Below are 25,586 nucleotides of genomic sequence, written 5' to 3' on the forward strand. Positions count from 1 at the left end.
AAAAGCCCGCCCGGCCGGTTGCCAAGCTGAGGCCGGGCGGCATTATTGAAAAGAGGATGATTGCGATGAGCGCACTCGCCGATAACACCGATCAGACGCCTGCCATCGCGGTCCGTGATCTCGATATCGAAATCCGCAGCGATCACGGATCGTTTCCGGTCGTTCAGGACATGAGCCTTTCGGTTGCGCCGGGGGAAACGCTGTGCATCGTTGGTGAAAGCGGGTGCGGGAAATCGATGACCGCGCTGGCGCTGATGCGCCTTCTGCCCGAAGCGGCGCGCGTTGCAGGCGGATCGATCGAGATTGCGGGCGAGGATTTTCTTGCGTTCGACCAGCACAAGGTCGAGGATTTCCGCGGTGAAGAAATCGCGATGATCTTTCAGGAGCCGCTGACGGCGCTCAATCCCGTGCTGACCGTGGGCGAGCAGATCGCCGAATCCGTGCGCCAGCATCGCAAGGTTTCCCATCGCCAGGCGTTCAAACGGGCTGTCGAGGCGCTCCAGACCGTCCAGATGCCCGATCCCGAACGCCGGGCGCGGCAATACCCCCACGAGCTGTCCGGCGGCATGCGGCAACGCGCCATGATTGCCCTGGCGCTGGCGTGCGAGCCGAAAATCATCATCGCTGACGAGCCGACCACAGCGCTCGACGTCACCATTCAGGCCCAGATCCTTGGGCTGATTTCCGAGCTGCAGCACCGGCTGGGCACCGCGCAGATCCTGATTACCCACGATCTCGGTGTCGTCGCCGAAGTGGCCGACCGGGTGATCGTGATGTATGCGGGGCGCCGGGTGGAAGAGGCCAGCGTCTATGACCTTTTCGACAACCCGATCCATCCCTATACCAAGGGGCTGATGGGCGCGGTGCCGCGCTCTGGCATGGCCGAAGGCGGTCGACTGACCGATATTCCCGGTACCGTGCCCCCGCTCTGGGATTTGCCCAAGGGCTGCGCCTTTGCGCCGCGCTGTCCGGGTGCCTCCAAACGATGCCTTGAAGAGCGCCCACCCCTTGTCGAAAAATCCCCCGGCCATATGGCCGCCTGCTGGGAGCATGACGATGCAGCCTGAAACAACGCCTCTTCTGGCCGTCGATAATCTCGAAGTCCATTTCCCGATCCGGGCCGGCATCTTCAAGCGTCAGGTCGGCGCCGTCAAAGCTGTTGATGGGGTCAGCTTTACGCTCGGGCGCGGTGAGACCCTCTCGCTTGTCGGTGAGAGCGGGTGCGGGAAATCAACGACCGGGCTGGCGCTTATGGGGCTGGTCAGGCCGACGGGCGGCCGGGTGCGGTTCGACGATCGGGAGATCACCAGTTTTAACGCGAGTGCGCTCAAGGACTACCGCCGGCGCATGCAGATCGTCTTTCAAGACCCGTTCTCCTCGCTCAACCCGCGTCAGAAGGTCAAAGACATCATCGGTGCACCGCTCGACATCCACAATGTCGGAACAAGCATGGAGCGCGAGGCGGAAGTGGCGAGCCTGATGAAGCGAGTGGGGTTGCGCCCCGATCAGGCGGACAATTATCCGCACCAGTTTTCCGGTGGCCAGCGCCAGCGCATCGGCATCGCGCGGGCCCTTGCACTAAAGCCCGATATCATCGTGTGCGACGAACCGGTTTCGGCGCTCGACGTTTCGGTACAGGCGCAGATTTTGAACCTGCTGGCCGATTTGCAGCGCGACCTTGGCGTCTCCTACCTCTCGGTTTCACACGATCTGGGCGTCGTCGAACACATTTCGGACCGCGTCGCGGTGATGTATCTGGGCAAGATTGTCGAGATCGCCGACAAAAAGACCATCTTCTCGGTGCCCCGACATCCCTATACCGAATTGCTGATGGGTTCGGCGCCCTCGCTCGATCCGCGAGCCAGGCACACGTTTTCAGCCTCCAATGACGACATTCCCAGCGCCACCAACAAGCCGTCGGGGTGCGCATTCCACACCCGCTGTCCCTTGGCCAGCGAAGTCTGCCGTAAGCACGAGCCCGAGTTGACCACACGCGATGACGGGCAGCTCGTGGCCTGTCACCACCGATAAGGACCGCCCATGACCACCAGCTATCTGTTTACCGGCGGCAAACTTCTCGATCCCCACGAGGGTATTCTGAAAGACGGGCTGGACGTGCTCGTTACCGGCGATCGCATCGCCGAAATCGGCCCTGGCATTGTCCCGCCCGAGGGCACACAGACCATCGCCCTTGATGGCCGTACGCTCATGCCCGGCCTTATCGATTGCCACGTGCATGTGGTGGCTGAAACGCTCGATCTTTGGGGCAATATGATTGCGCCCGCCTCATTGGGCGCGCTGCGCGGCGCACGGGTGATGAACGAGGCGCTTTCGCGGGGCTTTACCACGCTGCGCGATCTTGGCGGTGCCGATATCGGGCTGGTGCGCGGGGTGGAGGACGGGCTGATCGACGGGCCACGCCTCGTCATCTGCGGCAAGGGCCTGACCACCACCGGCGGGCACGCCGACTTGCGCCAGCGCACCGACGATCGGCCGGGCCTGTTTTCCGACCGGGTCGGCTCCATGGGGCTGATCGCCGACGGCGTCGACAATGTCCGCGCCGCCTGCCGGACGCTCATCAAGGAGGGTGCAAATTTTATCAAGGTGATGGCCAATGGCGGGGTGTCCTCGCCTAACGACCCCATCCATTCGATCCAGTATTCGCGCGACGAGATCGCCGCGATGGTCGAGGAGGCCGAAAACGCCGGGCTTTACGTTTCGGCCCATCTTTATACCGACAAGGCGATCCGGCGCTGCGTGGAACTGGGTGTCCACTCGCTCGAACACTGTAATCTGATCGAAGCGGAAACCGCCCAAATGGCGGCAGAGGCGGGCTGTATCGCGGTACCGACCCTTGTGGCCTATGAGGCGCTGGCTATCGAAGGCAAGCAATTGGGGCTCGGCGCCGCCGAATTCGAGAAAATCGACATCGTACGCAATGGCGGGCTGCGCTCGCTCGAAATCATGGCAGAGGCCGGCCTGCCCATGGCATTCGGCTCGGACCTTCTCGGGCAATTGCGCAAATATCACTGCATGGAGTTCGAGCTTCTTGCCAAGGTGCTCTCGCCCGCAGAGATCATCCGCTCGGCGACAACGATCGGTGCAAAACTGTGCCGGCTTGAAGGCGAGGCAGGCGAGATCTCAAAAGGAGCATCCGCCGATATGATCGTTGTCGATGGCGACCCGCTTTCCGATATCTCCTTGCTCGGAGACGATGGCGCGCATATGGCTTTGATCATGGCCCGTGGCCGCCTGCACAAATCAAACCTGGTCTAGTCATTGATGCTTTTGGGGCTGTTCGTCCTCCTGGCCTGCCAACTGGGCGGCGACATTATCACGCGGGCCCTTTCGTTACCGGTTCCCGGGCCAGTGATCGGCATTTTGCTGCTGCTGGGGGTAATGGTTGTCGCCCGCTACCTTCCAAAACGCGACCGCAGTGTGGGCGCGCAGATCGAGACCGCGGCCGACAGTCTGCTCGGCTGGCTGGGACTGTTTTTCGTGCCGGCCGGAGTGGGAATTTCCCAGCATTTCGATCTTGTGGCTGCCAACGGGTTGGCGCTGACACTCGTGCTGGTCGTATCGAGCGTTTTGACGTTGGCCGTCACCGTATGGGTGTTCATCCTTGCCCGGCGGCTTTTTGGAGCGCGCGGCAATGGGTGACGGGCTCTGGGTGTTTTTGGCGGCCAGTCCGCTGTTCTGGCTCACGCTGACCATCGGGGTCTTTTTGCTCGCCAGCCGGCTGGCCAAAGCCAGCGGCAATCACCCCCTCGTCAATCCAGTGCTGATCTCGGTTGGCGTCCTCGTTGCGATCCTGCGTCTGACGGGGACGGATTATCTCGAGTATTTCGACGGTGCCCAGTTCATCCATTTCATTTTGGGACCTGCCACGGTGGCGTTGGCCATTCCGCTGTGGCGGCACCGGGCAAGGGTGCGCGAGCTGGCGGTGCCCATCCTTGCGGCGCTTTTCGTGGGAGCACCGTTTGCAATGTTTTCCGCCGTACTGATCGCCAAAGCGCTCGGCCTCCCCGAAACGCTGCAGATGGCGCTGGTCCCCAAATCGGCCACTGCCGGCATTGCAGTGGGCGTGGCCGAACAGATCGGCGTCAATGGTTCGCTCGTTGCGGTCTTTGTGATCGTGACCGGAATCATCGGCGCTGTCATCGTCACTCCGTTGATGAATGCCATGGGGATCAGGGACTATGCAGCGCGCGGGTTTGCTGCAGGGCTGAGCGCACACGGCATCGGCACCGCCCGCGCCTTTCAGGTCGACCCGCTGGCGGGCGCGTTTTCCGGGCTTGCCATGGCCCTCAACGGCATAGCGACCGCCATCCTCGCCGGCTGGCTGTTTTCCTAGCCCAACTGGGCAATCTCGCTCCGAAAGGCATCGACGAGATAGGGCGCGATCCGCATGGCGATGGCGAGTTTTTCCGCATCATAATGATGTTCTGCATCGAGAATGGCGATGGTGCCGAGCAGGGTTTTCTGGCCGATGATCGGCACGTTGATGGCCGAACCCAATCCGAGCGAAGCGATCAATTCATGATCGAAGAAAGCCCAACGGATCGCGTCCATGTCCCGGCCGAGAAAGGGCTGATGCCGCCTGATGACCAGATCGCCCCAGGGCGTATCGCCCATGGGCTTCCGTCCCGAGAGCGGATAGGCCGCCGCGTTCGTGCTCCAGAACCGCTGCACTTCCTTGCCGCCCGGCAATACCAGAAGGAGCGTGAACAATTTATGCCCGACCAGGGCATTGAGCGCCGCATCAACGGCGCCATAGAGGGCCGGACGGTCCCCGTTGGCCAGGATTTCGGCAAGGCGATCAAGGACATCGAGCTGGGTCTGTGCGGAGGGTGACATAGGTGGTTTCCTGAGGCGGATCGGTTCGCTCAGGCTTGCCAGCCCGGATGTGCAAGATCAAGCGTGACTTTGTGTCCCGCACCCGGCGCTCAGGATCATCTGATGAGGATGGCGCGAAAATCATTGACGTTGGTGTAAGTGGGGCCGGTGATCACCAGGCGTCCCGCCTTGCGGAAGAATGAATAGGCATCATTTCGATCGAGATGGCCGGCAGGGTCGTGGGCATTGACCTGGTCGGCGGCAAAATCGAACCAGGCTCCGGCATTGTCTTCAGTGCCGTCAATGCCGTCGGTATCGCACGAAATGGCGGCGACCCGACCGTAGGATTTGAGCGCCAGATAGAGCGCCAGGAGGAATTCCGAATTGCGCCCACCACGCCCTGCAGCCTCAGGGCGCAGGGTCACCGTCGTCTCGCCGCCGCTGAGCAGGACGCAAGGGGGGGCGAATGGTGTGTTGTACTGCACCACCGAACGCACGATACCCGCCATGGCCGTTGCCACTTCCCGGGCCTCGCCTTCGATGGCATCTCCCAGGATGACGGGCGCTATCCCCATGGCCTCTGCCTCCCGGTTCGCCGCTTCAAGCGAGGCGCGCGGCGTCGCGATCATATGGACGGGCGAGGGGGTTGATTTGTCATCGGTCAATCCGTTGGCGAACAGCGCCCTTTCGGCATGGTCTGGAATATCAATCCGGAACCGCCGCAAGATAGAGCGCACCTCCTCGATGTCATTGGGCGCTACAATCGAAGGGCCAGATCCCACCGTCGCCGGATCGTCACCTGGGACATCGGAAATGACGTAGGTGACCAACCGGGCGGGCGCAGCGGCCAGCGCCAGCTTGCCGCCCTTTACCGCCGAAAGGGCCTTGCGGACCGCGTTCATCGCACCGATCGGGGCACCCGAGCGCAAAAGCTGGCGCGTTATATCCTGCTTGTCGGCAAGGGAAATGCCATGCGCGGGCATGGTCAGCAGCGAGGAGGCGCCGCCCGATATCAGAACCACGACGAGATCGTCAGGCCCTGCCGAGTTGGCCAGTTCCACGATATCGCGGGTCGCCTTGAGCCCTGCCTCGTCGGGCACCGGATGAGCGGCCTCGACGATGGTGACGTGGCGCGTGGGGACCGAATGGCCATAGCGCGTGATGACCAGTCCCTCGACAGGCGCATCCCAGGCCTCTTCGAAAGCGCGGGCCATGCGGGCCGAAGCCTTGCCAGCGCCAAGAACGATGGTCCGCCCCTTGGGCCGTTCGGGCAGAATGTCTTGGAACTTACCGTCCGGCAGCGCCGCTTGAAGGGCGGCGTCGAAGAGACGCCGCAACACGGCTTCGGCGTTCAAATCGCCGATTTTGTTTTCAGCAAGCATCGCCGGACCTCCCCTCCCTTGCGATGCGCCCACCACACGGTCTTCGCCGTCTGTATATGGCCGGGCGCCCGCCAACTCAACGCTCAACCGATCTGATGATCAGCCTGGATTTCCAGCGCCCGGATCAGGGCCGAGTGGTCCCAGGCCTTGCCGCCATGTGCGGCGCACATACTGAACAGTTGCTGGCACAGTGCCGTTGCAGGCAATGCCATGTCGAGTTTACGAGCGGAATCCAGGGCGTTGTTGAGATCTTTCTGGTGCAGTTCAATCCGGAAGCCGGGATCGAAGGTGCGCTTGACCATCCGATCGCCGTGCAATTCGAGAATACGCGAGGAAGCAAATCCGCCCATCAATGCTTCGCGCACCCGTGCGGGATCGGCTCCGGCCCTGGAGGCAAAAAGCAGGGCCTCGGCGACCGCTTCGATGGTCAGCCCCACAACGATCTGGTTGGCGACCTTTGCGGTCTGACCGTCACCGACGCTTCCCACCAGCGTAATGTTTTTACCCATGGTTTCAAACAGCGGCTTGACGACGTCGAAATCGGAAGGGTTACCACCAACCATGATCGAGAGCGTCGCCTGCTGGGCGCCGACCTCGCCGCCAGAAACCGGCGCATCGAGATAACCGCATCCCTTTTCGGCGACGCGGGCGGCAAACTCTTTGGTCGCGATGGGCGAAATCGAGCTCATGTCGACGACGATCTTGCCTGCCGACAATCCCTCAAAGACGCCGGCTTCGTCGAACAGAACGGCCTGTACGTGCGGGGTGTCGGGCACCATGATGATGATCACATCGGACCGTTCGGCCACGGCGCGGGAGGATTGGGCGCGCACTGCACCCTTCTCGGTCAGCATTTTCGGAGTGTCCGAGCGGTCATAGACCAGCACGCTGTGTCCGGCATCGAGCAGATGGCCCGCCATGGGCGCACCCATGATACCCGTTCCAATGAATCCGATGTTCATGATTCACTCCTTGTGGTCCCCGATGGGGCGCAACATGAAATTGTGGTAAAGAGGGGCCGGCTCTCTGAGCGTGGCCGGCCCGCAACGTGACAGGGACGCCGCAACACTGCGCGACGTCCGGTTTGCACAAGTGTTCAGGGACGCGCTGTGGCTTCCATTTCCGCCTCATAGCCACGGCGGATCAGCGAGCCTTCACTTCCGGCCTGGAAGCACGAGAAGCCCTCGCGCTCGGCGCGCCATCCCAGCGGGCCGCAGGCCTGAATGCCGGCCGATTGTGCGGCATCGAGAACGCGATCAACGATCATCTCGTACTGCTCATCACCCTGGGCGTAGCCCGAGAAGTTTCCGAGATCGGAACTGGCGATCATGATCCCGTCGACACCTTCGACTTCAGCGATTTCGTACACGTCTTCGACGCCATCCATCGTTTCGATCATCAGGATGACCACGATATTGTCGTTGAACGTTTCACGATAACCGCCAGGAACGTCGCTGTAGAAGCTCCAGCGCTGGCCGCCGCCACGGCTGTGGCGTCCGTCGGGCGGAAACTTGACCCAGGAAACCGCTTCCTCGGCCTCTTCGACCGAGTCGATCGTTGGATAGACAATCACCATGGCGCCAGCATCAAGGGCATGCTGGGCTTCGCGCTCGTCAGTATAGGCGAGACGGACGCCATGGGCAGCCTGAGCGTCCGGACAGGCCGCATACATATTGGCCACCGATTCCCAGCTGGTCTGGGAATGCTGCATTTCGACCCAGGTGAAGTCGTATCCCGCATTGGCCATCGCACAGTAGATCTGGGGATCCTGCTCGTTGATCGTGCCGCCGACAAGATCTTCGCCATTCATAATCTTTTGCTTGGCACTGTTCCAGATCTCAACTTCCCCTTCCGCCTCATAGGCGGGGCCATATTCCCATTCCGATGCGATGAACTCTTCCTGAGCCAGCGCACCGCCGGCCATGGCGCAGGCCATCAGCATGGCCAATCCGGTTTTGGTTGCAGTGTACATTTCTCTCTCCCATTTTCCTCTAAAGGAACCGTAATAACATCTCGAGCATTTATGTTGTTATCGAATGAGTCAAACAGTATTGTTGTTTATTTATATTATAAATTACACTTTTATATCATACTATTATAGTTGACCAGGTCCGTTTTATTCGACCAGCAAGTTGAAGAATTCACGCTCGCGCTTTTCAAGCTGGGGGACCACGCGTCCGGCGATGATGCGCTCGAAGTGGGGGGTGCGCCGGTGGGCGTCGGCCGCCGGTTCGTCGATATAGACTTCGCAGAGCAGAAATTGATTGGGATGCTCCTGAGACTCCCAGACCTGGTAGCTGACGCAACCCGGTTCGGAACGGATCATCTCCTGTTTCATCTCTATGAGATCGGCCAACACCTGATCACGGGCGCCGTCCTTGATGAAATAGCGGGCGGTCATCAAAATCATGTCGCATACTCCTGCTCGGTGATTTTTCGATTGCCATCGCACGGAGTAATTGTCAAAGTATATTTGTTTAATACTATCGTGGTATCATAATACTAATTGATTTTTTGTTGACGTTTACTTTTATTTCTTCAAGACTTACTTCCAACCCGACCGCCAGCCCGGAGCGGCATGGCCACGGGGCAGCATTAATCTGGAGGAGTGAAAGACATGAATTACTTAGGTTGGATCAAGGGCGCTGCCCTGGCCGGTGTCGCAACGATAGCATTGACCGCCGGCTCAGCGCAGGCTCAGACCGTCTGGCGGATCAACGTTTCCATGCCCCAGGACGGTCACCATGGCATCGCCATCGATACGTTCGCCGAGGAAGTCGAGCGCCTCACAGAAGGGCGCTATGTGATCGAGACCTTCTATGCCGGGTCGCTGGGCGGGGAGCGCGAATCCATCGAGGGCGTTCAACTGGGTACGCTTGAATTGACCTTCACCTCGACGGGCCCAGTGCCCAATTTCGTGCCCGAACTTTCGATCCTGGACATCCCATTCCTGTTCCGCGACTATGAACACGCCCGTGGAGTTCTCGACAGCGAGATCGGCGACGAGTTGCTCGGCCGTTTCGAATCGCACGGCATCAAGGGGCTTGCCTGGGCCGACAATGGCTTCCGGCATATGACCAACGACATTCGCCCGATCGAAAGCCCTGAAGACCTTGACGGTCTCAAGCTGCGCACCATGGAGAGCCCGGTCCACATTGCCGCGTATCGCGAGTTCGGCATCCTGCCCACGCCTATGGCTTTCCCCGAAGTTTTCGCTGCCCTTCAGCAAGGTGTCGTTGACGGTCAGGAAAATCCCCTTTCGGTGATTGAATCGAACAATTTCGACGAGGTTCAGCAGTACCTTTCGATGACAGGACATGTTTTTTCGCCCTGCGTGTTCTTGATGAATCTTGACCTGTGGAATGGGCTTTCGGACGAAGATCAGGCCCATTTCGTCGAGGCTGCCCAGGCTGGTACAGCCGCAAATCGGGCTCGCGTCGACGAGGATGAAGCAACCGCCATTGAAACTATGCGCGCCGATGGAATGGAAATCCTCGAAGACATTGATCGTGATGCCTTCGTTGCAGCCCTCTCGGAGGTCAATGCGCAGTTCGCGGAAGAGTTCGGGGCCGAAGAAGTCCAGGCGATCCGCGACTGGCAGCCTGAATAAGTTCTGCTTTCCGCTTTCCTGCGGGCGCCCATCCGGCGCCCGCATACCGGCAATTTCATTCAAGGACGACGCAGATGCAGGCGGCCTTACGATATTTCTTCATCTTCGACAAAGCGCTCAACGCGGTGATCTCGGTTGTCGCGGTCCTGGCCCTGGCCGTGGCGGCGTGTCTTGGCTTTTTGCAGGTGCTCTCGCGCTTTGCCCTTAAGATTCCGCTCGAATGGACCGAAGTGACCATCCGAATCGCCTTGGCATGGATGGTGTTTGTAGGTGCGGCGCTGGTGTTCAGGGCCGGCGCCATGATCGCGGTAGACATGATGCGTCATCTTCTGCCCACCCGGTTCCGGCGTCTCCATGACGGCTTTGTCACCCTGGTCGTACTGATCTTTCTGGCATTGTTGGGCTATTGGGGCTTTGACTACGCCAACCGCAGCGCCAGCCAGACGCTTCTGGGACTGGATTTCATCTCGGTCTATTGGGCCTATATCGCCATTCCCATCGGCTGTTTCTGTTCGGCCGTCGCTGTCATCGCCAGATTTATCGAGCACGACCCGGTCACCGATGATGACCAGGAACTCACACTCGTCCATTAAGGTAATTGCTCATGGCTATCCTCATGCTCGGAGTCATGCTCCTGGGCTTTGTCCTGTCGATCCCCATCGCCGTGTCGATCGGCCTGGCCGGCGCGATCGGCCTGATGACCGCCAACACCAGCCTGCTCATCCTGCCCAAGGAAATGTATACGGCGATCGACAAATTTCCCCTGGCCGCTATCCCCTTCTTCATTCTTGCGGGCACGATCATGGAACGGGGCGGCATTTCCCTGCGGCTTGTCAATTTCGCCAAGTCAATCATCGGCGGACTGCAAGGGGGGCTCGCGGCCACCTGCGTTCTGACCTGCATGATGTTTGCTGCGGTTTCGGGTTCGTCGATCGCCACGACGTTCGCGATCGGTGCCATTCTCATTCCCGCTCTCGTCCGTGACGGCTACCCCCGTCCCTATGCGGCTGCACTGCAGGCTAGTTCGGCCGAGTTGGGCATCATCATCCCGCCTTCCATTCCGTTGATCCTTTATGGGGTTTCAACGGAAGTCTCGATCGGCGAGCTGTTTATAGGCGGCATAGGTCCAGGCATTTTCGTGGGCACGGTGATGACCATTGGCGTTCTGATCTATGCCCGCTTGAAAGGGTTCGGCAAAGTCGCCAAGGAAGACCGGCTGTCGGTCACTGCCGCGGGCTGGCGCGCACTTCCGGCGCTGTGCCTGCCCGTGGTCATTCTCGGTGGGATTTATTCAGGCATAACGACACCGACCGAGGCCTCGATCGTTGCGGTGTTCGCGGCGCTTTTGATCGGAATGTTTATCTATCGGGAAATCAGCCTGCCCGATCTTTTCCCGATCTTTCACAAGGCAGTGATGTCGACCGTAATGATCATGATCATCATTTCTGCTGCCGGGCTGTTTTCCTATCTCATCACCCGGGCCGGCGTTCCCAACGCTATCGGTGTCTATCTGCGCGACACCTTGAGCGACCCCATCCTGTTTCTGCTGGCGGTCAATGTGGTTTTGCTGTTCATCGGCATGTTCGTTGAGACCAATTCATCCATCCTGGTGCTCTCGCCCATTCTGGTGCCGGTGGCTATCTCGATGGGCATCGATCCGGTCCATTTCGGACTGATCATGGTAGTGAACCTTGCCATGGGGATGGTGACGCCGCCCCTGGGGGTCAACGTCTATGCCGCCTGTACGGTTGGGAATGTCGCGTTCGAAAAGGTCGTGCCCCGTCTTCTTCCCCTTCTGGGCCTGATGTTTGCCTGCCTGATGGTGATCACCTATGTCCCGCAAATAACTCTGACACTGCGCGACCTGTTCTACAGCCGGTAAGAACAGGAGCGCGGTTGGGGCCCCCGCCGGGGGCCCCTTTTTTTTATCAACGCAAGAAAAAGGCGGCCCTAGCGACCGCCTTTCTTTGTATTGTCAGAGCACAACGATATTCAGTGATCGAGTGGCTGGGTGTTGCCGTGCAGATCCAGTGGAAGCGAAATGACCACCGGCTCTTCCGCCAGCCCGAAGCGGGCGTTTTCAATGCTCTCGCGAATGACTTCGGACATAGCAAGACCGGCGCCGCCGGGATTGCCGTCACGTATTTCAGCCAGCACCAGCGCATGGCGGTTGATCGAGCGCTTGAAACGCTCGTCGGTATCGATGGGCGCGCTGATGGCGAAAGCATTGAGGATACAAGCCTCGATGATCGAGGAAAAGGTCTGCATGAATGGATTGCCCGAGGCGATCAGCACCTCCTGATGAAAGACCAGGTCAGGCTCGGCATAGGTCTTTCGGGTATGATGGGGCTTGTCCATCAGATTGAGCGCGTATTGCATGCGCTCGATATTGAGCGGGGTGCGCCGCAACGCGGCCTGAGCGGCAGCGGCGGGCTCAAGTGCCTGACGCACCTCGAAGATCTTGCGCAGGAAGCCGTTGTCGACGCCAAGCTCTATGCGCCAGCTCAGGACCTGGGGATCGTAGAGATTCCAATAGCTTTCATTGAGCACCCGCGTGCCGATCTTGGTCTTTGAGACCAGCAGGCCCTTGGCCGACAGAGTCTTGATTGCCTCGCGCAAGGCGGTTCGCGACACCGTGTATTGATCGATCAGATCGCTCTCGGGGGGCAAAAGGGAGCCGGGCGGATACTCGCCGCGCAGAATCCGCATTGCGATGTCGCGCGTGATGAGCGCGTGCGCGGATTTGATGGGACCGGTCAGCAGCCGCGGCAGCACCGCGTTATTGTCGGCATAGATATCGTTGTGCATCACCACCATCATTCTCCTCCAATCATGATGCGGTTTTCGACGGCGTGCTTCCCTGCTCACGGCACGTCATGCGGTCGGGCCCTCTCCGGCCCACCGCTTGCTCCGGCCTCCTCTCGTTTTGAAGTGGTATGGTGCAAATCTGGTCCATTGCCAACTCGAAGCCAAATGACTTCGCTGCTTGCCAAGGGAGTGGCAAACCTTTGCATCGTAGTCGCCGGACGATTACTTTGCCCACCGAATAGGCAGCAGGTCAACTCGCTGTAGAATAATCATATTATTGGATGGTGGGTGGCAAAGGCTTATCGAATACAATGGCCGATACCCGCCGCACGGCGTGCTCGAACCGGCGGCCGATCAACTTTTCACTAGAAGGAAATTTGGCGCACCCGACACGATTCGAACGTGTGACCTCTGCCTTCGGAGGGCAGCGCTCTATCCAGCTGAGCTACGGGTGCCCGGGGCGCTGGGCGCCCAAACGGTTCGGCGGGAACCTACTGTAAGCGCGAGCGGGGTGCAACAGGGATTTGACCCGGTGCGACCAGGGAATGGTTCTCGGGGCCCATGGCCTGCAGCGGACCTTGCGGGGTGGCAAACACCGTGCATAGATGCGACTAAAGTCTATCGAGTTGGGAGGCTCGCCTTGGGGGGAAATCGGGATATAAATGGCTTGGCGTGGCTGCGGCTTCTGGCGGTGACCCTCACTGTTGCCATTGGCGCAGCTCACCCGGCACAGGCCCAGCGGCCCGATGCGCAGGATATGCTGGTGGGCTGGAATCGGCTGATTCTTGAACTTGTTCGGCACACGCCCACTTATTCTCCGCCCGTGGCCAGCCGCGCATTTGCCTATCTGGGGGTTACCGCTTATGAGACGGTGGCAAGCGGGGACGACCGGTTCCTAACGCTCGCCGGCCAGCTCAATGCGCTTGAGCCCCTGCCCACACGGGAACCCGACGCCGCCTACGATGAAGCGATCCTGCTGCATGCGGCGATGAGCTTTGGCGCCAATGCGTTTTTCGGCAATACCGGTCCCACTGGCCAGCGCGCCATGAATACCATGGACACCCGCACGGCAGCGATGCTGGCCGAGGGGATCGATCAGGAAATCGTTGCCCGCAGCACGACGCTGGGCACCGCAATCGGACAGCATATCCTGGATTGGTCACTCGATGATGGCGGGGCGGTCGTTGAAAATCTGGGTTTTCCCTATGATTTCGAGACCGTGGAAGACCCCGCTCTCTGGGTCCCCACCAATCGGGTAGCGGTGCAGCAGGCGCCGCTGTTGCCCGGCTGGGGACACAACCGCCCCTTTGCCATGCCTGCAGGCAACAGTTGTGCTCTGCCGCCACCACCCGCCTTCAGCCAAGAGCCGGGCTCGGCGTTTTACGAGGAGGCCATGGAGGTCCACGACGCGGTGGTCAACCTGACTGACGAGCAGGAGGCCATCGCCCGGTTCTGGTCGGACGATCCGATGCTGTCGCCTACGCCGCCGGGCCATTGGATCTTCCTCACGCTCGATGCGCTCGAAGGCAAGGATGCCGATCTCGCCGAAACCGTCGATGTTCTGGCCCGACTCGGTATCGTGCTGGCTGATTCATTTATCGGGTGTTGGGACGCAAAATATCAGTACAACCTCGTGCGCCCGGTGACCTATCTCAACCGACTGGTCGATCCGAATTGGCAGCCCATCCTGATCACCCCACCCTTTCCCGAATATCCTTCGGGTCATTCCACCCAATCGGGCGCTGCCGCGGGCATGCTGCAAGCTCATTTCGGCGAAAAGTTCGCTTTTTCCGACCGGACCCATGAAGATGACGGGCTGGCTGTCCGGCACTATTTAAGTTTCTGGGAGGCAGCCGAAGAAGCGGCGATCTCGCGGCTCTATGGCGGTATTCACTTCCGCTCAGCCATAGAACAGGGGCTCGAACAGGGCTTGTGCATCGCCGGATTCACCAACGCGCTGGTAACGCGGAGCTCATCATGATGCGATTTGCAATCGGGTTGATCCTTCTTGCGGCACCCGCGTTGGGTCAGGAGTCAACCATTCCACGCTTTGTCGAGGTCACCGACAGCGCCGGGATCGACAGCGTCTTTTCGGGCGAGTGGGAGTATATGGTGGGCGGGGGTGTAGCCGTCTTTGATTGCGACGCCAACAGCTTGCCCGATATGGTGTTGGCCGGTGGCTCCGCTATGGCAAAATTATACCGCAACACCGGCGAAGTTGGCGGCGCGCTCAGCTTTGCAGAAGCGGCAAGCGGGTTGGAGATGGACGCCGTAACCGGCGCCTATCCCCTCGATATCAACAGCGACGGCATTATGGATGTGGTACTGCTGAGGGTGGGTGAAAACCAGCTCATGCGCGGGCTGGGCGATTGCCGGTTCGAAAGCGCCAACACCGATTGGGGGTTTGATGGTGGGGACGGCTGGTCCACGGCCTTTGCCGCCACCTGGGAGGCCGGGCAAAGCTGGCCGACAATCGCCATCGGCAATTATGTCGATCGATATGAAACGATGATGCCCTGGGGATCGTGCACCGACAACTGGCTGCACCGTCCGGACATCACTGACGATCGTTTCGGCGGGCCGATCCCGCTGACACCGAGCTATTGCGCGCTTTCGATGCTGTTTACCGACTGGAACCGGTCGGGCACGCCATCGCTGCGCGTTTCCAATGACAGGGAGTATTACAAGGGCGGGCAGGAACAGCTCTGGCGCATCCATGCCGGCTTGGCGCCTGAACTTTACGGCCCCGACGACGGCTGGCAGCGGTTGCGCATCTGGGGCATGGGCATTGCCGGCCACGATCTCAATTCAGATGGCTATCCAGAATATTTCCTCACCTCGATGGCCGACAACAAGCTTCAGGTGCTGTCCGAAATTCCTGACGCGGGCGCCCCGCTTCCGGTCTATTCCGACCTTGCCTATGCGCGCGGCGTCACCGCGCACCGCCCCTATACTGGCGGAGAGATCAAGCCCTCGACGGCATGGCATGCCCAATTCGAGGACATCAACAATGACGGGCTGACCGATCTGTTCGTCGCCAAGGGCAATGTGTGGGAGATGCCCGATTTCGCGCTGCTCGATCCCAATAATCTACTGCTCCAGCAGCCGGACGGCACGTTCTTCGAAGCGGGAGAAGAGGCGGGGGTTGCCAGTCTTTTGACCGCGCGCGGCGCAGCACTGGCCGATTTCAATCTCGACGGTCGGCTCGATCTCGTCGTCGTCAATCGGCACGCCAACGCCCAGCTTTGGCAAAATGTCAGCGACAATTTGGGCAACTGGCTGGCAATAGCCCCCCACCAGTCTGGCGCCAATCGCGATGCCATCGGCGGTTGGATCGAGGTGCGGACGGGCGATGGTGTTCAGCGCCGCGAGATCACATCGGGCGGCGGGCATGTGAGCGGGGTCGCGGGATTTGCTCATTTCGGGCTGGGCGATGCGCAAAGGGCGGACATCCGTATGCTCTGGCCTGACGGCACCGAAGGTGAATGGCAGGCCGTACAAGCGGGAGTCTTTTACAGTCTCGAACGCGATGCGCCATTGGCGCGCCGGCATCCGGACGCGAACTGAAAAACCATAAGCCAAAATGTCAGCTGACCTAGAGATAGCTCGTCCTTGGGGCAGGACGCGGGACATGATCCCGCGCGGCGCGCTCAAAGGAGAGATGAAATGAGAAAGCTCAGTGTTGCTGCCTTTGTCAGCCTTGACGGGGTTGTGCAGGGCCCTGGCGGCCCGCAGGAAGATACCGATAACGGCTTTACGCTCGGCGGATGGACGGTGCCCTATTTCGACGCAGCCGTCGGCAAGGCCATGGAGGCCATTCTTTCCGATCCGTACGATCTGTTGCTGGGTCGCCGGACCTACGAGATCTTTGCCAATCACTGGCCAAAGCTCGAGGGGCAAGACGAATTGGCCGACCAGTTCGGCGCCATCAACAAATATGTCGCCACCCGCAACCCCGGCTATGCAACGGACTGGCAAAACAGCCATGTTCTCAAGGGCGATGCCGTTGCGGCGGTGCGCCAGCTCAAAACCGAAGAGGGGCGAAACCTTCTCACGCAAGGTTCGGCGCAATTGATCCAAGCGCTATTCGCCTCAGACGTGGTCGATGAAATTCACACCCTCACCTTCCCGGTGCTGCTGGGAAAGGGCAAGCGGCTGTTCGGTGGCGGCGAGGCGCCCAGTGCGCTGAGGCTGATCGGTTCGGTCACCTCACCGAGCGGGGTTACCATCAACCGCTACGGAGTTGCCGGCGCGGTCCAGACGGGAAGCTTCGCGCTGGAATAGGCATCAAGGGCGCCGATCGTTTCGGCGCCCCCATGCTGTCAGCCCATCGACATGATCTCGAGCAGTTCCACTTCGCCCTCCCACTGCGGCCAGTGGGTCTCGTGCAGTTCGAGAAATTTACGAACCCAGGCGACGGCCTCAGCCTCGCTGTCGAGCTCGTAGATGGCAAAGCCGGCGACCACTTCCTTGGTCTCGGTGAAGGGGCCGTCCACCTTGAGCTTGCCCTTTTTGATCGCGCCCAACCCCATTCTGGCCATGCCGCCATTGTCGATGAGCTTGGGCCCGGCCTCCTGGGCCAAACCCCCGATCGCCATCATCAGTTCGGCGGGCGGCTGGCCGATTTCGGCCGCGTTGGTGGTGGTCACCATGGTGAGATATTTCATCTGTCCGTTCTCCATATTGAGCCGACCCGCCATGCGGGCCGACCAAAGGACGACCGGAGCTTAGGCCACCCGACATTTTTTATTCAGACAGAAAATCTGGATCAATCATCCATCTTGAGCGCCTTGATGAAAGCTTCCTGGGGGATTTCGACCTTGCCGAACTGGCGCATTTTCTTTTTCCCCTCCTTCTGCTTTTCGAGCAGCTTGCGCTTGCGGGTCGCGTCGCCGCCATAGCATTTGGCGGTCACGTCCTTGCGCATGGCGCGCACCGTCTCGCGGGCGATTATGCGCCCACCGATGGCGGCCTGGATTGGAATGACGAACAGGTGCGGGGGGATCAGATCCTTCAATTTTTCGCACATCTGGCGTCCGCGATGCTCGGCCTGGGAACGGTGCACCAGCATCGAGAGCGCATCGACCGGCTCGGCGTTGACCAGAATACTCATCTTGACCAGATCGCCGGCGCGATAATCGTCGAGCTGGTAATCGAAACTCGCATAGCCCTTGGAGATCGATTTGAGCCGATCGTAGAAATCGAACACGACTTCGTTGAGCGGCAGATCATATTCCACCATGGCCCGCTGGCCGACATAACTCAGATTGGTCTGGATGCCGCGCCGGTCCTGGCAGAGCTTCAAAATCGCGCCGAGGTAATCGTCGGGCGTCAGAATCGTCGCCTTGATCCAGGGCTCGCGAATTTCCTCGATCTTGACCACATCGGGCAGGTCGGCCGGATTGTGCAGCAACAGCTCTGTGCCGTCAGTCATCTGCACCTCATAGACCACGGAGGGCGCCGTGGTGATGAGATCGAGATTGAACTCGCGGGTCAGCCGCTCCTGGATGATCTCGAGATGCAAAAGTCCCAGAAAGCCGCAACGGAACCCAAACCCAAGCGCCGCCGAAGTTTCCATCTCGAAGGAAAAGCTCGCATCGTTCAAGCGCAGCTTGCCCATGGCAGCCCGCAGATCTTCGAAATCCGACGCATCGACCGGAAACAGGCCGCAGAACACAACGGGCTGGGCCGGACGGAAACCGGGAAGCGGTTCGGCCGTCGGCTTTCTGTCGTCGGTAATGGTGTCGCCGACATTGGTATCGGCCACTTCCTTGATCGAGGCGGTGAAGAACCCGATTTCGCCTGGCCCCAGTTCGCCCACTTCGACAAGCTTGGGGGTAAACACACCCACCCGGTCGAGTTCATAAGAGGCGCCCGCCTGCATCATGCGGATCTTCTGGCCCTTCCTGATACGTCCGTCGATCACCCGGATCAGTACCACCACGCCCAGATAGAGGTCGTACCAGCTGTCGACAAGCATGGCCTTGAGCGGAGCATTCTCATCGCCTTTCGGCGCTGGCAGACGCTCGACGATTGCGGCTAATACCTTGTCGATCCCCAGCCCGGTCTTGGCGGAAATTTCCACCGCCTCGGAGGCATCGATGCCGATCACGTCCTCGATCTGCTGCTTGACGCGCTCGGGTTCGGCGGCCGGCAGATCGATCTTGTTTAATACCGGCACGATCTCGTGGTTCACCTCGATGGCGTGATAGACATTGGCCAATGTCTGCGCCTCGACGCCCTGGGCGGCATCGACAACAAGGAGCGAGCCTTCGCACGCGGCAAGCGAGCGGTTGACCTCATATGCAAAATCGACATGGCCCGGGGTATCGATCAGGTTGAGCACGTAGTGCTCGCCATCGGTGTGCTCATATTCGAGCCGCACGGTCTGGGCCTTGATGGTGATGCCCCGCTCGCGCTCGATATCCATGGAATCGAGAACCTGCTCTTTCATCTCGCGCAGATCGAGCCCGCCAGTGAGCTGGATCAGGCGGTCGGCAAGCGTCGATTTCCCGTGGTCGATGTGGGCCACGATGGAAAAATTGCGGATCCGGGAAAGCGGGGTCTTCTGCGGTGTTTTCATGGGGCCGCTGATAGCAGCAAACCCGGCGTTTCGGGAAGATGGTTTGTGCGCGGTTAACGCGAGTTTTGGCAACATGTCGCGGCTTTGCGCGTTGGAGATGGGTCTGATCGCCTTTCGGAGCCGCAAATGACCCGCATCGCCGTGCTGTTTTCTCTGGTCCTGTTCACAGCAATGCCGACCATCGGCCAGGAAATCCAGGCCGAGCCCCCGCTGCCCCAACCGCGCCCCGAAGAGTTGGGCGGCGACAATGGGGTTGAGGAGGTGCCTCTCGCCGGGCCCGAGACCACGCAAGTGGATAAGCCCGAGCCGCAAACCGGCGAACTCGAACGCGTCTATCAGGCCGCCTGTCCGCCCCTGCTCACCGGATCGATTATCGGACAAATGGTGTCGCCTCTATCGGAAGGCAGTTGCGGGTTGCAAAGCCCGATCGCGGTGTCAGGTATTGTCGTCAATGGAAGGGAAATCCCGCTCTCGGGCGTGCCGGTCACCAATTGCACGATGGCCACCGCGTTGGCCGATTGGGCCGGCGAGGTCGATGCCTATGCCGTCGCGGTGCTCGATACAGAAATTGAAAGCCTCGTCACCGGGCCGGGCTACACCTGCCGCCTGCGCAATGGGGCCGATACGGGGTTCGTATCCGAACACGGCCTGGGCAACGCGATCGACATCACCGCCGTCGATTTGGTCGATGGGAGCACCATTTCGGTGCTTGACGATTGGCGTGCCCTGCCGGCCCAGCCGGAAGCCAAATTCTTAGGCTTTGCCCATTCGGCGGCGTGTGGGCGGTTCACAACGGTCCTCGGCCCCGAAGCCAATTCCGAACACGAGGACCATTTCCACTTCGATCTGGGCTGTCACGGCCAAAGCTGCACAGCCCAGATCTGTGAATAGACCTACTGGGTAAGGCTCATTGCGATCAGCGCACCCTGTTGCATCTGGGGCACCAGAACCATCGACTCGTGGGCAGAAATATCGGCAGCGCCGGCGCCCACAGTGGCGAGTTCGACAGTGTCCCCATCGCGCCAGCCATAGATGGTGCCGGTCGGGTTGTCATTAAAGACGATGATATCGCCGATGGCCGCCACCCCGTCGATAGCGCCGATTTCAGTGGCACCATCCAGCGGGGTTACACCGGTGGCGTTCCCGTCGACGCCATAGAGTCCTCCCGGTGTCCCGAAGGTGAAATTTTCGCCCATATCGGCACCCATCGAGCCGACGATGATCTGCCCGTCATGGGCAAAAAGCCCATTGGGGAAGGTCATCCCGTCATCGGGGCCGAACCAGATCGACGCCTCGCCATCGGCATAGCGCCAGATGGTCTGGCCGAACATGTCGGAAATGTAGACATTGCCATCATCATCGGCGGTGACATCATTGGGAAACGCTGCACCTTGCATGGTGACGGTTTCCACAAGCGTCCCGTCGTCCAACGAGACAATATGGAAGCCCATATTGTCGGCGACAAACAACTGGCCGTCGACGATGGCCATGCCGCGCGGGTCCTGCAGGCCGGTCACCCATTGCTCCTCGACCATCTCGCCATCGGGCGAAACGAGCGAGAGATAACCGTTTTCGCCGGCCTCGGCGCCCATGGCGACCATGTTGCCGATGATAATGCGCTCGTTGGCGGTGTCGTAAATCACCGATTCTGGCATCTGGAACCCTTCCAGGCGCCAGGATTCGGTCAGTTCCATGCCCAGGGCCGGCAGTGCAAGGGTCGATGCGGCACAAGCCGCCAGAAGGGCGAGCGTCAGATTTTTCATGGGTCTTCTCCTCATCTGGGCGCCATCCACCCGGCGCCCGAGGTCAAACTTTAGCAATCTGACTGCGGCCTGTCATGTGCGACCATGGGGCAATGGACTTCCTGGTGCGGGTGATAGGCTGGCAGGTCGGCCAGAGTGTGCAAATCGAGATGGTCCAGCGCTTCGAAATTGTGCGGGCGGGTTCCGATCTGGGGATCGGGCTCAGTGAGAAACCGGAAGAATGCTTTTAACATTTGTCGTGGCCTTGGATAAACTTTCCGTCAGTATCGACCAGCAGGACAGATGCGACCATCGACATCTTCTGCACCCGCGTTTAGAAAAACTATATGAATGAAGCGACCGCCATTCCCTTCAATGCCCTCCATGCTCTCGCTCTCGTGGCGCGGCACGGGGCGCTTGGCCCAGCCGCCGGGGCGCTCGGCGTGACGCCGGGCGCTGTCAGTCAGCAGATTCGCCGCGCGGAGGACCGGTGTGGGCTGGCTCTGTTTGAGCGCACGACCAAAGGGCTGGTGCCCACCCGTGCCCTCTTGGCGGTTCTGGCCGATCTCGAGGCCGGGTTTGCCGCCCTTGGCCGCGCGCAGGCAGGTCTCATGGCGCCCTCACAGGACCGTAACCTTCTGACCGTCACCGTGGGCAATGTTTTTGCTTCGCGCTGGCTCATCTGGCGGTTGGCCGATCTGGGTGCCGTCCATCCCGAGATCGAGCTGAAACTCCTGACCACCGGCGCACTTGTCGATCTCGGACGACCGGACGTCGATTGCGCCATCCGGTTCGGGGCCGGTGACTGGCCGGGCGTTATGGCAGAGCCCATCGGCACCCATGCGGTGTTTCCAGTCTGCGCGCCCGGACTGGCCGAGCGGCTCAAAACGCCGGCTGATCTGGCCAATGTTCCCGTCATCATGGATCAGGCGTCTATGCTTTCATGGCCCGACTGGCTGGCGGCCGTGGGCCAGACGGGTCTGAAACTTTCGGGCCCCGCGATTTCCGATCCTGCCCTGGCTTTCGACGCGGCCATTGCCGGCCAGGGCGTGCTGTTGGCGCTTGGCATCATGGCCGAATATGGACTGGAGCGCGGGCAGGTGGTCGCTCCGTTCCCCACCATTACGCATTCGAAATTCGGCTACTGGTTTGCGACTGCCAGGGGTCGTGAGTTGCCTGCCCGCACGCGGAAATTCCGCTCATGGCTGGTGAGCCAGATGGAAGCGTGCGAAACCGCGACGCAAAAGGTGGTTGCCAGCAACGCCCTATAGTTTAGAATAGTTCTAAACTATTTGATCGAGTGCCCTTCAATGCTGACCACCTTCCGCCCCGCCCGGCGCGATTTTTCATCCCTGTCCGAAAGGGAAATCCTTGCGCTGGCCATATCGTCCGAAGAAGAAGATGGGCGCATCTATGCGGCCTATGCCGAGCGGTTGCGCGAGGACTATCCATCGAGCGCCGCAATTTTCGATGGCATGGCCGCCGAAGAGGACCAGCACCGTCGCCTGCTGATCGACCGCTATGTATCGCGTTTCGGGTCCTCGATTGTGCCGATCCGGCGCGAGCATGTCCGCGGCTTTTATACCCGCAAGCCGGTTTGGCTGATGGCCGAGCTCGATCTGGACACGGTGCGCAACCAGGCCCGCGACATGGAGCAGGACGCGGCGCGGTTTTATGCTGAGGCGATCAAGCAGACCGAGGATGCCGAGACCCGCAAGCTTTTGGGCGATCTCGAACGCGCCGAACGCGGGCACGAACACAAGGCCGAAGCCCTCCATGACGCCCATCTCGATCCTGAAACCCGCGACAGCGAAAAAACCACGGCGCACCGCAATTTCGTTCTGACCTATATCCAGCCCGGACTTGCCGGGCTGATGGATGGTTCGGTCTCCACCCTGGCGCCGATCTTTGCTGCCGCCTTTGCCACGGGCGACACGTGGTCGACATTTCTGATCGGTCTTGCCGCATCGGTGGGCGCTGGCATTTCCATGGGCTTTACCGAAGCGGCCAGCGACGATGGGCGTTTGACCGGGCGGGGCTCGCCCATCAAGCGCGGCTTTGCCTCGGGCATCATGACGGCCGTGGGCGGCCTGGGCCACGCCCTGCCCTATCTCATCCCTCATTTCTGGACCGCTACCACCATCGCCATGGCCGTCGTCGTCGTTGAGCTCTGGACCATCGCCTGGATTCAGAAGCGGTTCATGGACACCCCTTTCTGGCGCGCCGTCATGCAGGTGGTGCTCGGCGGCTCACTGGTCTTTGCCGCAGGTATCATCATCGGCAATGCATAATTGAACCGTCTAACCCCAAAGACCGGGGGCAAAGGCACGCACCCTCCCTTGTTCGAGCGACACTATCGTTTCATAATTGAAACATGGATGTGTCCTGGGATGATCTTCGGCTGTTTCTCGACGTTGCCCGGCTTGGCGGGCTGTCGGCAGCGCGCGCCACGACAGGGTTGAGCGCGGCGACCTTGGGGCGACGGGTCACTGCGCTCGAACGCCAGATCGGCGAAACGCTTTTTGTGCGCGCTCAGAGCGGGTTTACCCTCACCAGCGTCGGCGAAGCGCTGCTCAAGCGCGCCGAGGATGTCGAAGCCGCAATGCGGGCGGTTACCCATTGGCGCGACGGGGCGATCGGCGCGCGGGTGGTGCGGGTGTCGGCAGGAGGTTGGACCACCGATTTTCTGTCCCGGCATATCGAAGAGCTCTGGTCACCCGATGACGGTTTCCGGGTCGAGTTTGTCACCGCCTATGACAAGGTCGATATCGGGCGCCGCGCCGCCGATATCGGAATCCGCAATTCGGCGCCGACCGAGCAGAGCCTTGCCGGCCGCAAGCTGACCCCGGTCGCCTATGCGCTCTATTGCGCGCCACGTCTGGATGCGGGCGTACGCGATGGATTGTTCGTCGGGGTCTCCGGCCCCGCGGCAGCGACGGGCTCGGCGCGCTGGTTGCAGGCCCATCACGGCGATCGCATCGTGGTCAGCGGCAATGATGCCCACTCGGTGCGTGAACTGGTGGCAGCGGGCACGGGTATCACCGTACTGCCCTGCTTTATCGGCGACGTCGATCCGCGCCTGTCGCGCATCAGAGGTCCCATTCCCGACCTTGCGTCGCATCAATGGTTGATACTGCATCATGAGGAGCGCCACAGTCCACCCGTCAGGACGCTCGCCAACCGGATCACGCGCCTGATGAAGGGTCATGTAAACCTGTTCGCTGGCGATATCTCATAGCTTGGCGCGCCGTCGCTGGTAGTAGAGCGCTCCCAGAATGGCCGCGATACCCAGCGCTGCAAGAAAAGCCGTGGTTCCGCCATCGGCAAACACCACAGCGTGCATGCGGCGTCCGGGCAGGAGCGTGAACGCTCCGGCAAGAATGAGCGAACCGGAATAAAGAGCTATCATATGGCTTCGATGGGCGCGGACATTGCCGCGCCGGATGGCGAGCACCGCCTGGACCAGACCCAGGAGTGTATAGAGCGAAAGGGCATGGATAAGGCTATAGGGCCCGAACATCCTGATCTCGGCGATCAGAAAGGATGAAAGCGCGACCACTATCATGAACCCGATCCAGATGCGGCCCATCGCCTTGTGAAGTCCTGTTCCCTTGCGCATCAGCAGAACGATGGTTCCCAGGGCAAGGGCCGCTATGGCGCTGACGGCATGAATCTGGATGGCGAGGGGCGACGCGATAAGGGCTGTTGCATCCATTGGACGGCTCCGGCATGTAGTTTGGGCGTGAGGCGGATGTGCACCGAGTGTCCAATGGGCGTCACAGCCGCAAGTCCGGATACGTGAACCAGGAATTTGTCTTCGTGAACGACAGCCCCATTCATTTCACGCTTCGCCAACTGCACGGCGTTTTTTCCAGTCCGCTGGCGTGGGGGATAATGGTGGGGGTGGGGGTAATCGCCGGGATTACCGGGCCCTTTTCAACATTTGCGCTTCTGGCGCCGACGCGGCGCATCGTCTATTGGCTGCTCATCGTTGTGGGCAGTTATGGAGCGGGCACAGTCGGGGCGGCGCTTGCCCGGGCGCTGATCCTGCCCCGTGGCGGCCCGCTTTTGGCGCGCATCGCCGTGCTAGGCATCGGGTCCTCGATTCCCGTTACGGCCGCTGTCGCGATGATCAGCTGGCTGTTCTTTCCCGACCTCAGCTACACCGGACTAAGTCTTTTCGAACTCTATATCTATTGCCTTTTAATCAGCCTGGCGCTGATGGGTGTTATGGAAGGGGTGGTTGAGCCCCAACTCGAAAGGCGCAGGGATCAAACGACACCGGAAGCGGCAAAGATACCGAAAATTCTCGACCGCCTGCCTAATCATATGCGCGGGCCGCTCAGCCACATGTCGATGGCCGATCACTACGTGGAAGTTCATACGGACAAGGGTAGGTCATTGCTCTTAATGCGCCTTTCCGACGCGATCGCCGAAACCGAAGGGATTGACGGCCTTCGGATTCATCGCAGCCATTGGGTCGCCAAGCAGGCAATTTCATCGGTCAGGCGCGTTGACAGCCGCGTGGTCGTCCAGCTTGCGACAGGGGAAATGCTCCCAGTATCGCGCAGCTATCTCGCCGCGATACGCGCCCATGAAAAAGGCGCCGCCCAATGAGCAGCGCC

Annotated in this window: 27 protein-coding genes and 1 tRNA gene; 16 read left to right on the top strand and 12 right to left on the bottom strand. The window is 60.4% G+C overall.

Annotated elements, in window-relative coordinates:
* The first annotated feature begins 65 nt into the window (after positions 1–65).
* Genes V6617_RS17305 through V6617_RS17325 form a run of 5 tightly spaced genes read left to right on the top strand, consistent with a single transcriptional unit; the run spans position 66 to position 4,354 of the window.
* On the top strand, positions 66–1,067 hold the full coding sequence (locus V6617_RS17305) for an ABC transporter ATP-binding protein (RefSeq protein WP_338608163.1): 1,002 nt from the start codon (positions 66–68) through the stop codon (positions 1,065–1,067).
* Positions 1,057–2,031: a dipeptide ABC transporter ATP-binding protein gene (locus V6617_RS17310; protein WP_338608164.1), complete on the top strand. Its 975-nt coding sequence runs from the start codon at positions 1,057–1,059 to the stop codon at positions 2,029–2,031. Before V6617_RS17305 ends, V6617_RS17310 begins: the two co-directional genes overlap by 11 nt.
* Before the next feature lie 9 nt (positions 2,032–2,040).
* Positions 2,041–3,276, top strand: coding sequence for a metal-dependent hydrolase family protein (locus V6617_RS17315; protein WP_338608165.1), 1,236 nt, complete (start codon positions 2,041–2,043; stop codon positions 3,274–3,276).
* A 6-nt stretch (positions 3,277–3,282) separates the two neighbouring features.
* Positions 3,283–3,660 (top strand): CidA/LrgA family protein, encoded by a 378-nt coding sequence (locus V6617_RS17320; protein ID WP_338608166.1) that lies wholly within the window; start codon positions 3,283–3,285, stop codon positions 3,658–3,660.
* On the top strand, positions 3,653–4,354 hold the full coding sequence (locus V6617_RS17325; RefSeq protein ID WP_338608167.1) for an LrgB family protein: 702 nt from the start codon (positions 3,653–3,655) through the stop codon (positions 4,352–4,354). Before V6617_RS17320 ends, V6617_RS17325 begins: the two co-directional genes overlap by 8 nt.
* Here the strand turns inward: V6617_RS17325 and V6617_RS17330 are convergent.
* The 5 genes from V6617_RS17330 to V6617_RS17350 form a co-directional block, all read right to left on the bottom strand.
* Complete coding sequence (locus V6617_RS17330) at positions 4,351–4,857, bottom strand: GAF domain-containing protein (RefSeq protein WP_338608168.1); 507 nt, start codon at positions 4,855–4,857, stop codon at positions 4,351–4,353. The genes V6617_RS17325 and V6617_RS17330 overlap by 4 nt on opposite strands.
* Positions 4,858–4,952: 95 nt before the next feature.
* Positions 4,953–6,218, bottom strand: coding sequence for a glycerate kinase (locus V6617_RS17335; RefSeq protein WP_338608169.1), 1,266 nt, complete (start codon positions 6,216–6,218; stop codon positions 4,953–4,955).
* A gap of 83 nt (positions 6,219–6,301) precedes the next feature.
* The gene (locus tag V6617_RS17340; RefSeq protein WP_338610759.1) at positions 6,302–7,183 is read right to left on the bottom strand and encodes a 2-hydroxy-3-oxopropionate reductase; all 882 of its coding nucleotides are present in this window, start codon (positions 7,181–7,183) and stop codon (positions 6,302–6,304) included.
* Between the two features lie 131 nt (positions 7,184–7,314).
* Positions 7,315–8,190, bottom strand: coding sequence for an HpcH/HpaI aldolase family protein (locus tag V6617_RS17345; protein WP_338608170.1), 876 nt, complete (start codon positions 8,188–8,190; stop codon positions 7,315–7,317).
* A 144-nt stretch (positions 8,191–8,334) separates the two neighbouring features.
* Complete coding sequence (locus V6617_RS17350) at positions 8,335–8,628, bottom strand: putative quinol monooxygenase (protein WP_338608171.1); 294 nt, start codon at positions 8,626–8,628, stop codon at positions 8,335–8,337.
* Between the two features lie 207 nt (positions 8,629–8,835).
* Here V6617_RS17350 and V6617_RS17355 point away from each other — a divergent pair, with 207 nt between their 5' ends.
* The 3 genes from V6617_RS17355 to V6617_RS17365 all read left to right on the top strand — a co-directional run bounded on the left by V6617_RS17355 (position 8,836) and on the right by V6617_RS17365 (position 11,710).
* Positions 8,836–9,828 (top strand): TRAP transporter substrate-binding protein, encoded by a 993-nt coding sequence (locus V6617_RS17355; RefSeq protein WP_338608172.1) that lies wholly within the window; start codon positions 8,836–8,838, stop codon positions 9,826–9,828.
* A 74-nt stretch (positions 9,829–9,902) separates the two neighbouring features.
* Complete coding sequence (locus V6617_RS17360) at positions 9,903–10,421, top strand: TRAP transporter small permease (RefSeq protein ID WP_338608173.1); 519 nt, start codon at positions 9,903–9,905, stop codon at positions 10,419–10,421.
* An 11-nt stretch (positions 10,422–10,432) separates the two neighbouring features.
* Positions 10,433–11,710, top strand: a complete 1,278-nt coding sequence (locus tag V6617_RS17365) for a TRAP transporter large permease (protein ID WP_338608174.1) — start codon at positions 10,433–10,435, stop codon at positions 11,708–11,710.
* A 110-nt stretch (positions 11,711–11,820) separates the two neighbouring features.
* Here V6617_RS17365 and V6617_RS17370 read toward each other — a convergent pair whose 3' ends face one another.
* Together V6617_RS17370 and V6617_RS17375 are read right to left on the bottom strand one after the other, a co-directional pair.
* On the bottom strand, positions 11,821–12,636 hold the full coding sequence (locus tag V6617_RS17370) for a FadR/GntR family transcriptional regulator (RefSeq protein WP_338610760.1): 816 nt from the start codon (positions 12,634–12,636) through the stop codon (positions 11,821–11,823).
* A 378-nt stretch (positions 12,637–13,014) separates the two neighbouring features.
* Positions 13,015–13,091 (bottom strand) — tRNA-Arg (locus V6617_RS17375).
* A gap of 212 nt (positions 13,092–13,303) precedes the next feature.
* On the opposite strand from V6617_RS17375, the gene V6617_RS17380 reads away from it, so the two are divergent.
* The 3 genes from V6617_RS17380 to V6617_RS17390 all read left to right on the top strand — a co-directional run bounded on the left by V6617_RS17380 (position 13,304) and on the right by V6617_RS17390 (position 16,920).
* Entirely contained in the window at positions 13,304–14,617 is a 1,314-nt protein-coding gene (locus V6617_RS17380) for a vanadium-dependent haloperoxidase (RefSeq protein WP_338608175.1), read from the top strand.
* Entirely contained in the window at positions 14,614–16,203 is a 1,590-nt protein-coding gene (locus V6617_RS17385) for a CRTAC1 family protein (protein WP_338608176.1), read from the top strand. The genes V6617_RS17380 and V6617_RS17385 overlap by 4 nt, the downstream gene beginning before the upstream one ends.
* A 99-nt stretch (positions 16,204–16,302) precedes the next feature.
* The gene (locus V6617_RS17390) at positions 16,303–16,920 is read left to right on the top strand and encodes a dihydrofolate reductase family protein (RefSeq protein WP_338608177.1); all 618 of its coding nucleotides are present in this window, start codon (positions 16,303–16,305) and stop codon (positions 16,918–16,920) included.
* 38 nt (positions 16,921–16,958) lie between these two features.
* Here V6617_RS17390 and V6617_RS17395 read toward each other — a convergent pair whose 3' ends face one another.
* Together V6617_RS17395 and lepA are read right to left on the bottom strand one after the other, a co-directional pair.
* A complete protein-coding gene (locus V6617_RS17395) occupies positions 16,959–17,303 on the bottom strand; it encodes a YciI family protein (RefSeq protein WP_338608178.1) in 345 nt (114 codons plus the stop codon).
* 101 nt (positions 17,304–17,404) lie between these two features.
* Positions 17,405–19,219, bottom strand: coding sequence for a translation elongation factor 4 (gene lepA / locus V6617_RS17400; RefSeq protein WP_338608179.1), 1,815 nt, complete (start codon positions 19,217–19,219; stop codon positions 17,405–17,407).
* Positions 19,220–19,345: 126 nt separating this feature from the next.
* Between lepA and V6617_RS17405 the strand changes: the two genes are divergently transcribed.
* Positions 19,346–20,110, top strand: coding sequence for an extensin family protein (locus V6617_RS17405; RefSeq protein ID WP_338608180.1), 765 nt, complete (start codon positions 19,346–19,348; stop codon positions 20,108–20,110).
* Between the two features lie 2 nt (positions 20,111–20,112).
* Here the strand turns inward: V6617_RS17405 and V6617_RS17410 are convergent, their stop codons facing one another.
* Both V6617_RS17410 and V6617_RS17415 read right to left on the bottom strand, forming a co-directional pair.
* A complete protein-coding gene (locus V6617_RS17410) occupies positions 20,113–20,982 on the bottom strand; it encodes an ATP/GTP-binding protein (RefSeq protein WP_338608181.1) in 870 nt (289 codons plus the stop codon).
* 50 nt (positions 20,983–21,032) lie between these two features.
* Positions 21,033–21,215 carry a hypothetical protein gene (locus V6617_RS17415; RefSeq protein ID WP_338608182.1) on the bottom strand — a complete coding sequence of 61 codons (183 nt, stop codon included), beginning with the start codon at positions 21,213–21,215 and terminating at the stop codon, positions 21,033–21,035.
* Positions 21,216–21,308: 93 nt separating this feature from the next.
* Between V6617_RS17415 and V6617_RS17420 the strand changes: the two genes are divergently transcribed.
* From V6617_RS17420 to V6617_RS17430, 3 genes are all read left to right on the top strand, one after another.
* Positions 21,309–22,232 carry a LysR substrate-binding domain-containing protein gene (locus V6617_RS17420; RefSeq protein ID WP_338608184.1) on the top strand — a complete coding sequence of 308 codons (924 nt, stop codon included), beginning with the start codon at positions 21,309–21,311 and terminating at the stop codon, positions 22,230–22,232.
* Between the two features lie 39 nt (positions 22,233–22,271).
* Complete coding sequence (mbfA, locus tag V6617_RS17425; RefSeq protein WP_338608185.1) at positions 22,272–23,252, top strand: iron exporter MbfA; 981 nt, start codon at positions 22,272–22,274, stop codon at positions 23,250–23,252.
* Between the two features lie 89 nt (positions 23,253–23,341).
* Positions 23,342–24,199, top strand: a complete 858-nt coding sequence (locus V6617_RS17430; protein ID WP_338608186.1) for a LysR family transcriptional regulator — start codon at positions 23,342–23,344, stop codon at positions 24,197–24,199.
* Here the strand turns inward: V6617_RS17430 and V6617_RS17435 are convergent.
* Complete coding sequence (locus V6617_RS17435) at positions 24,194–24,676, bottom strand: DUF2306 domain-containing protein (protein ID WP_338608187.1); 483 nt, start codon at positions 24,674–24,676, stop codon at positions 24,194–24,196. The genes V6617_RS17430 and V6617_RS17435 overlap by 6 nt on opposite strands.
* 104 nt (positions 24,677–24,780) lie before the next feature.
* On the opposite strand from V6617_RS17435, the gene V6617_RS17440 reads away from it, so the two are divergent.
* On the top strand, positions 24,781–25,578 hold the full coding sequence (locus V6617_RS17440) for a LytTR family DNA-binding domain-containing protein (protein WP_338608188.1): 798 nt from the start codon (positions 24,781–24,783) through the stop codon (positions 25,576–25,578).
* Positions 25,579–25,586 lie beyond the last annotated feature (8 nt).

This window comes from Pelagibacterium nitratireducens (assembly GCF_037044555.1).
GTDB classification, from domain to species: domain Bacteria; phylum Pseudomonadota; class Alphaproteobacteria; order Rhizobiales; family Devosiaceae; genus Pelagibacterium; species Pelagibacterium nitratireducens.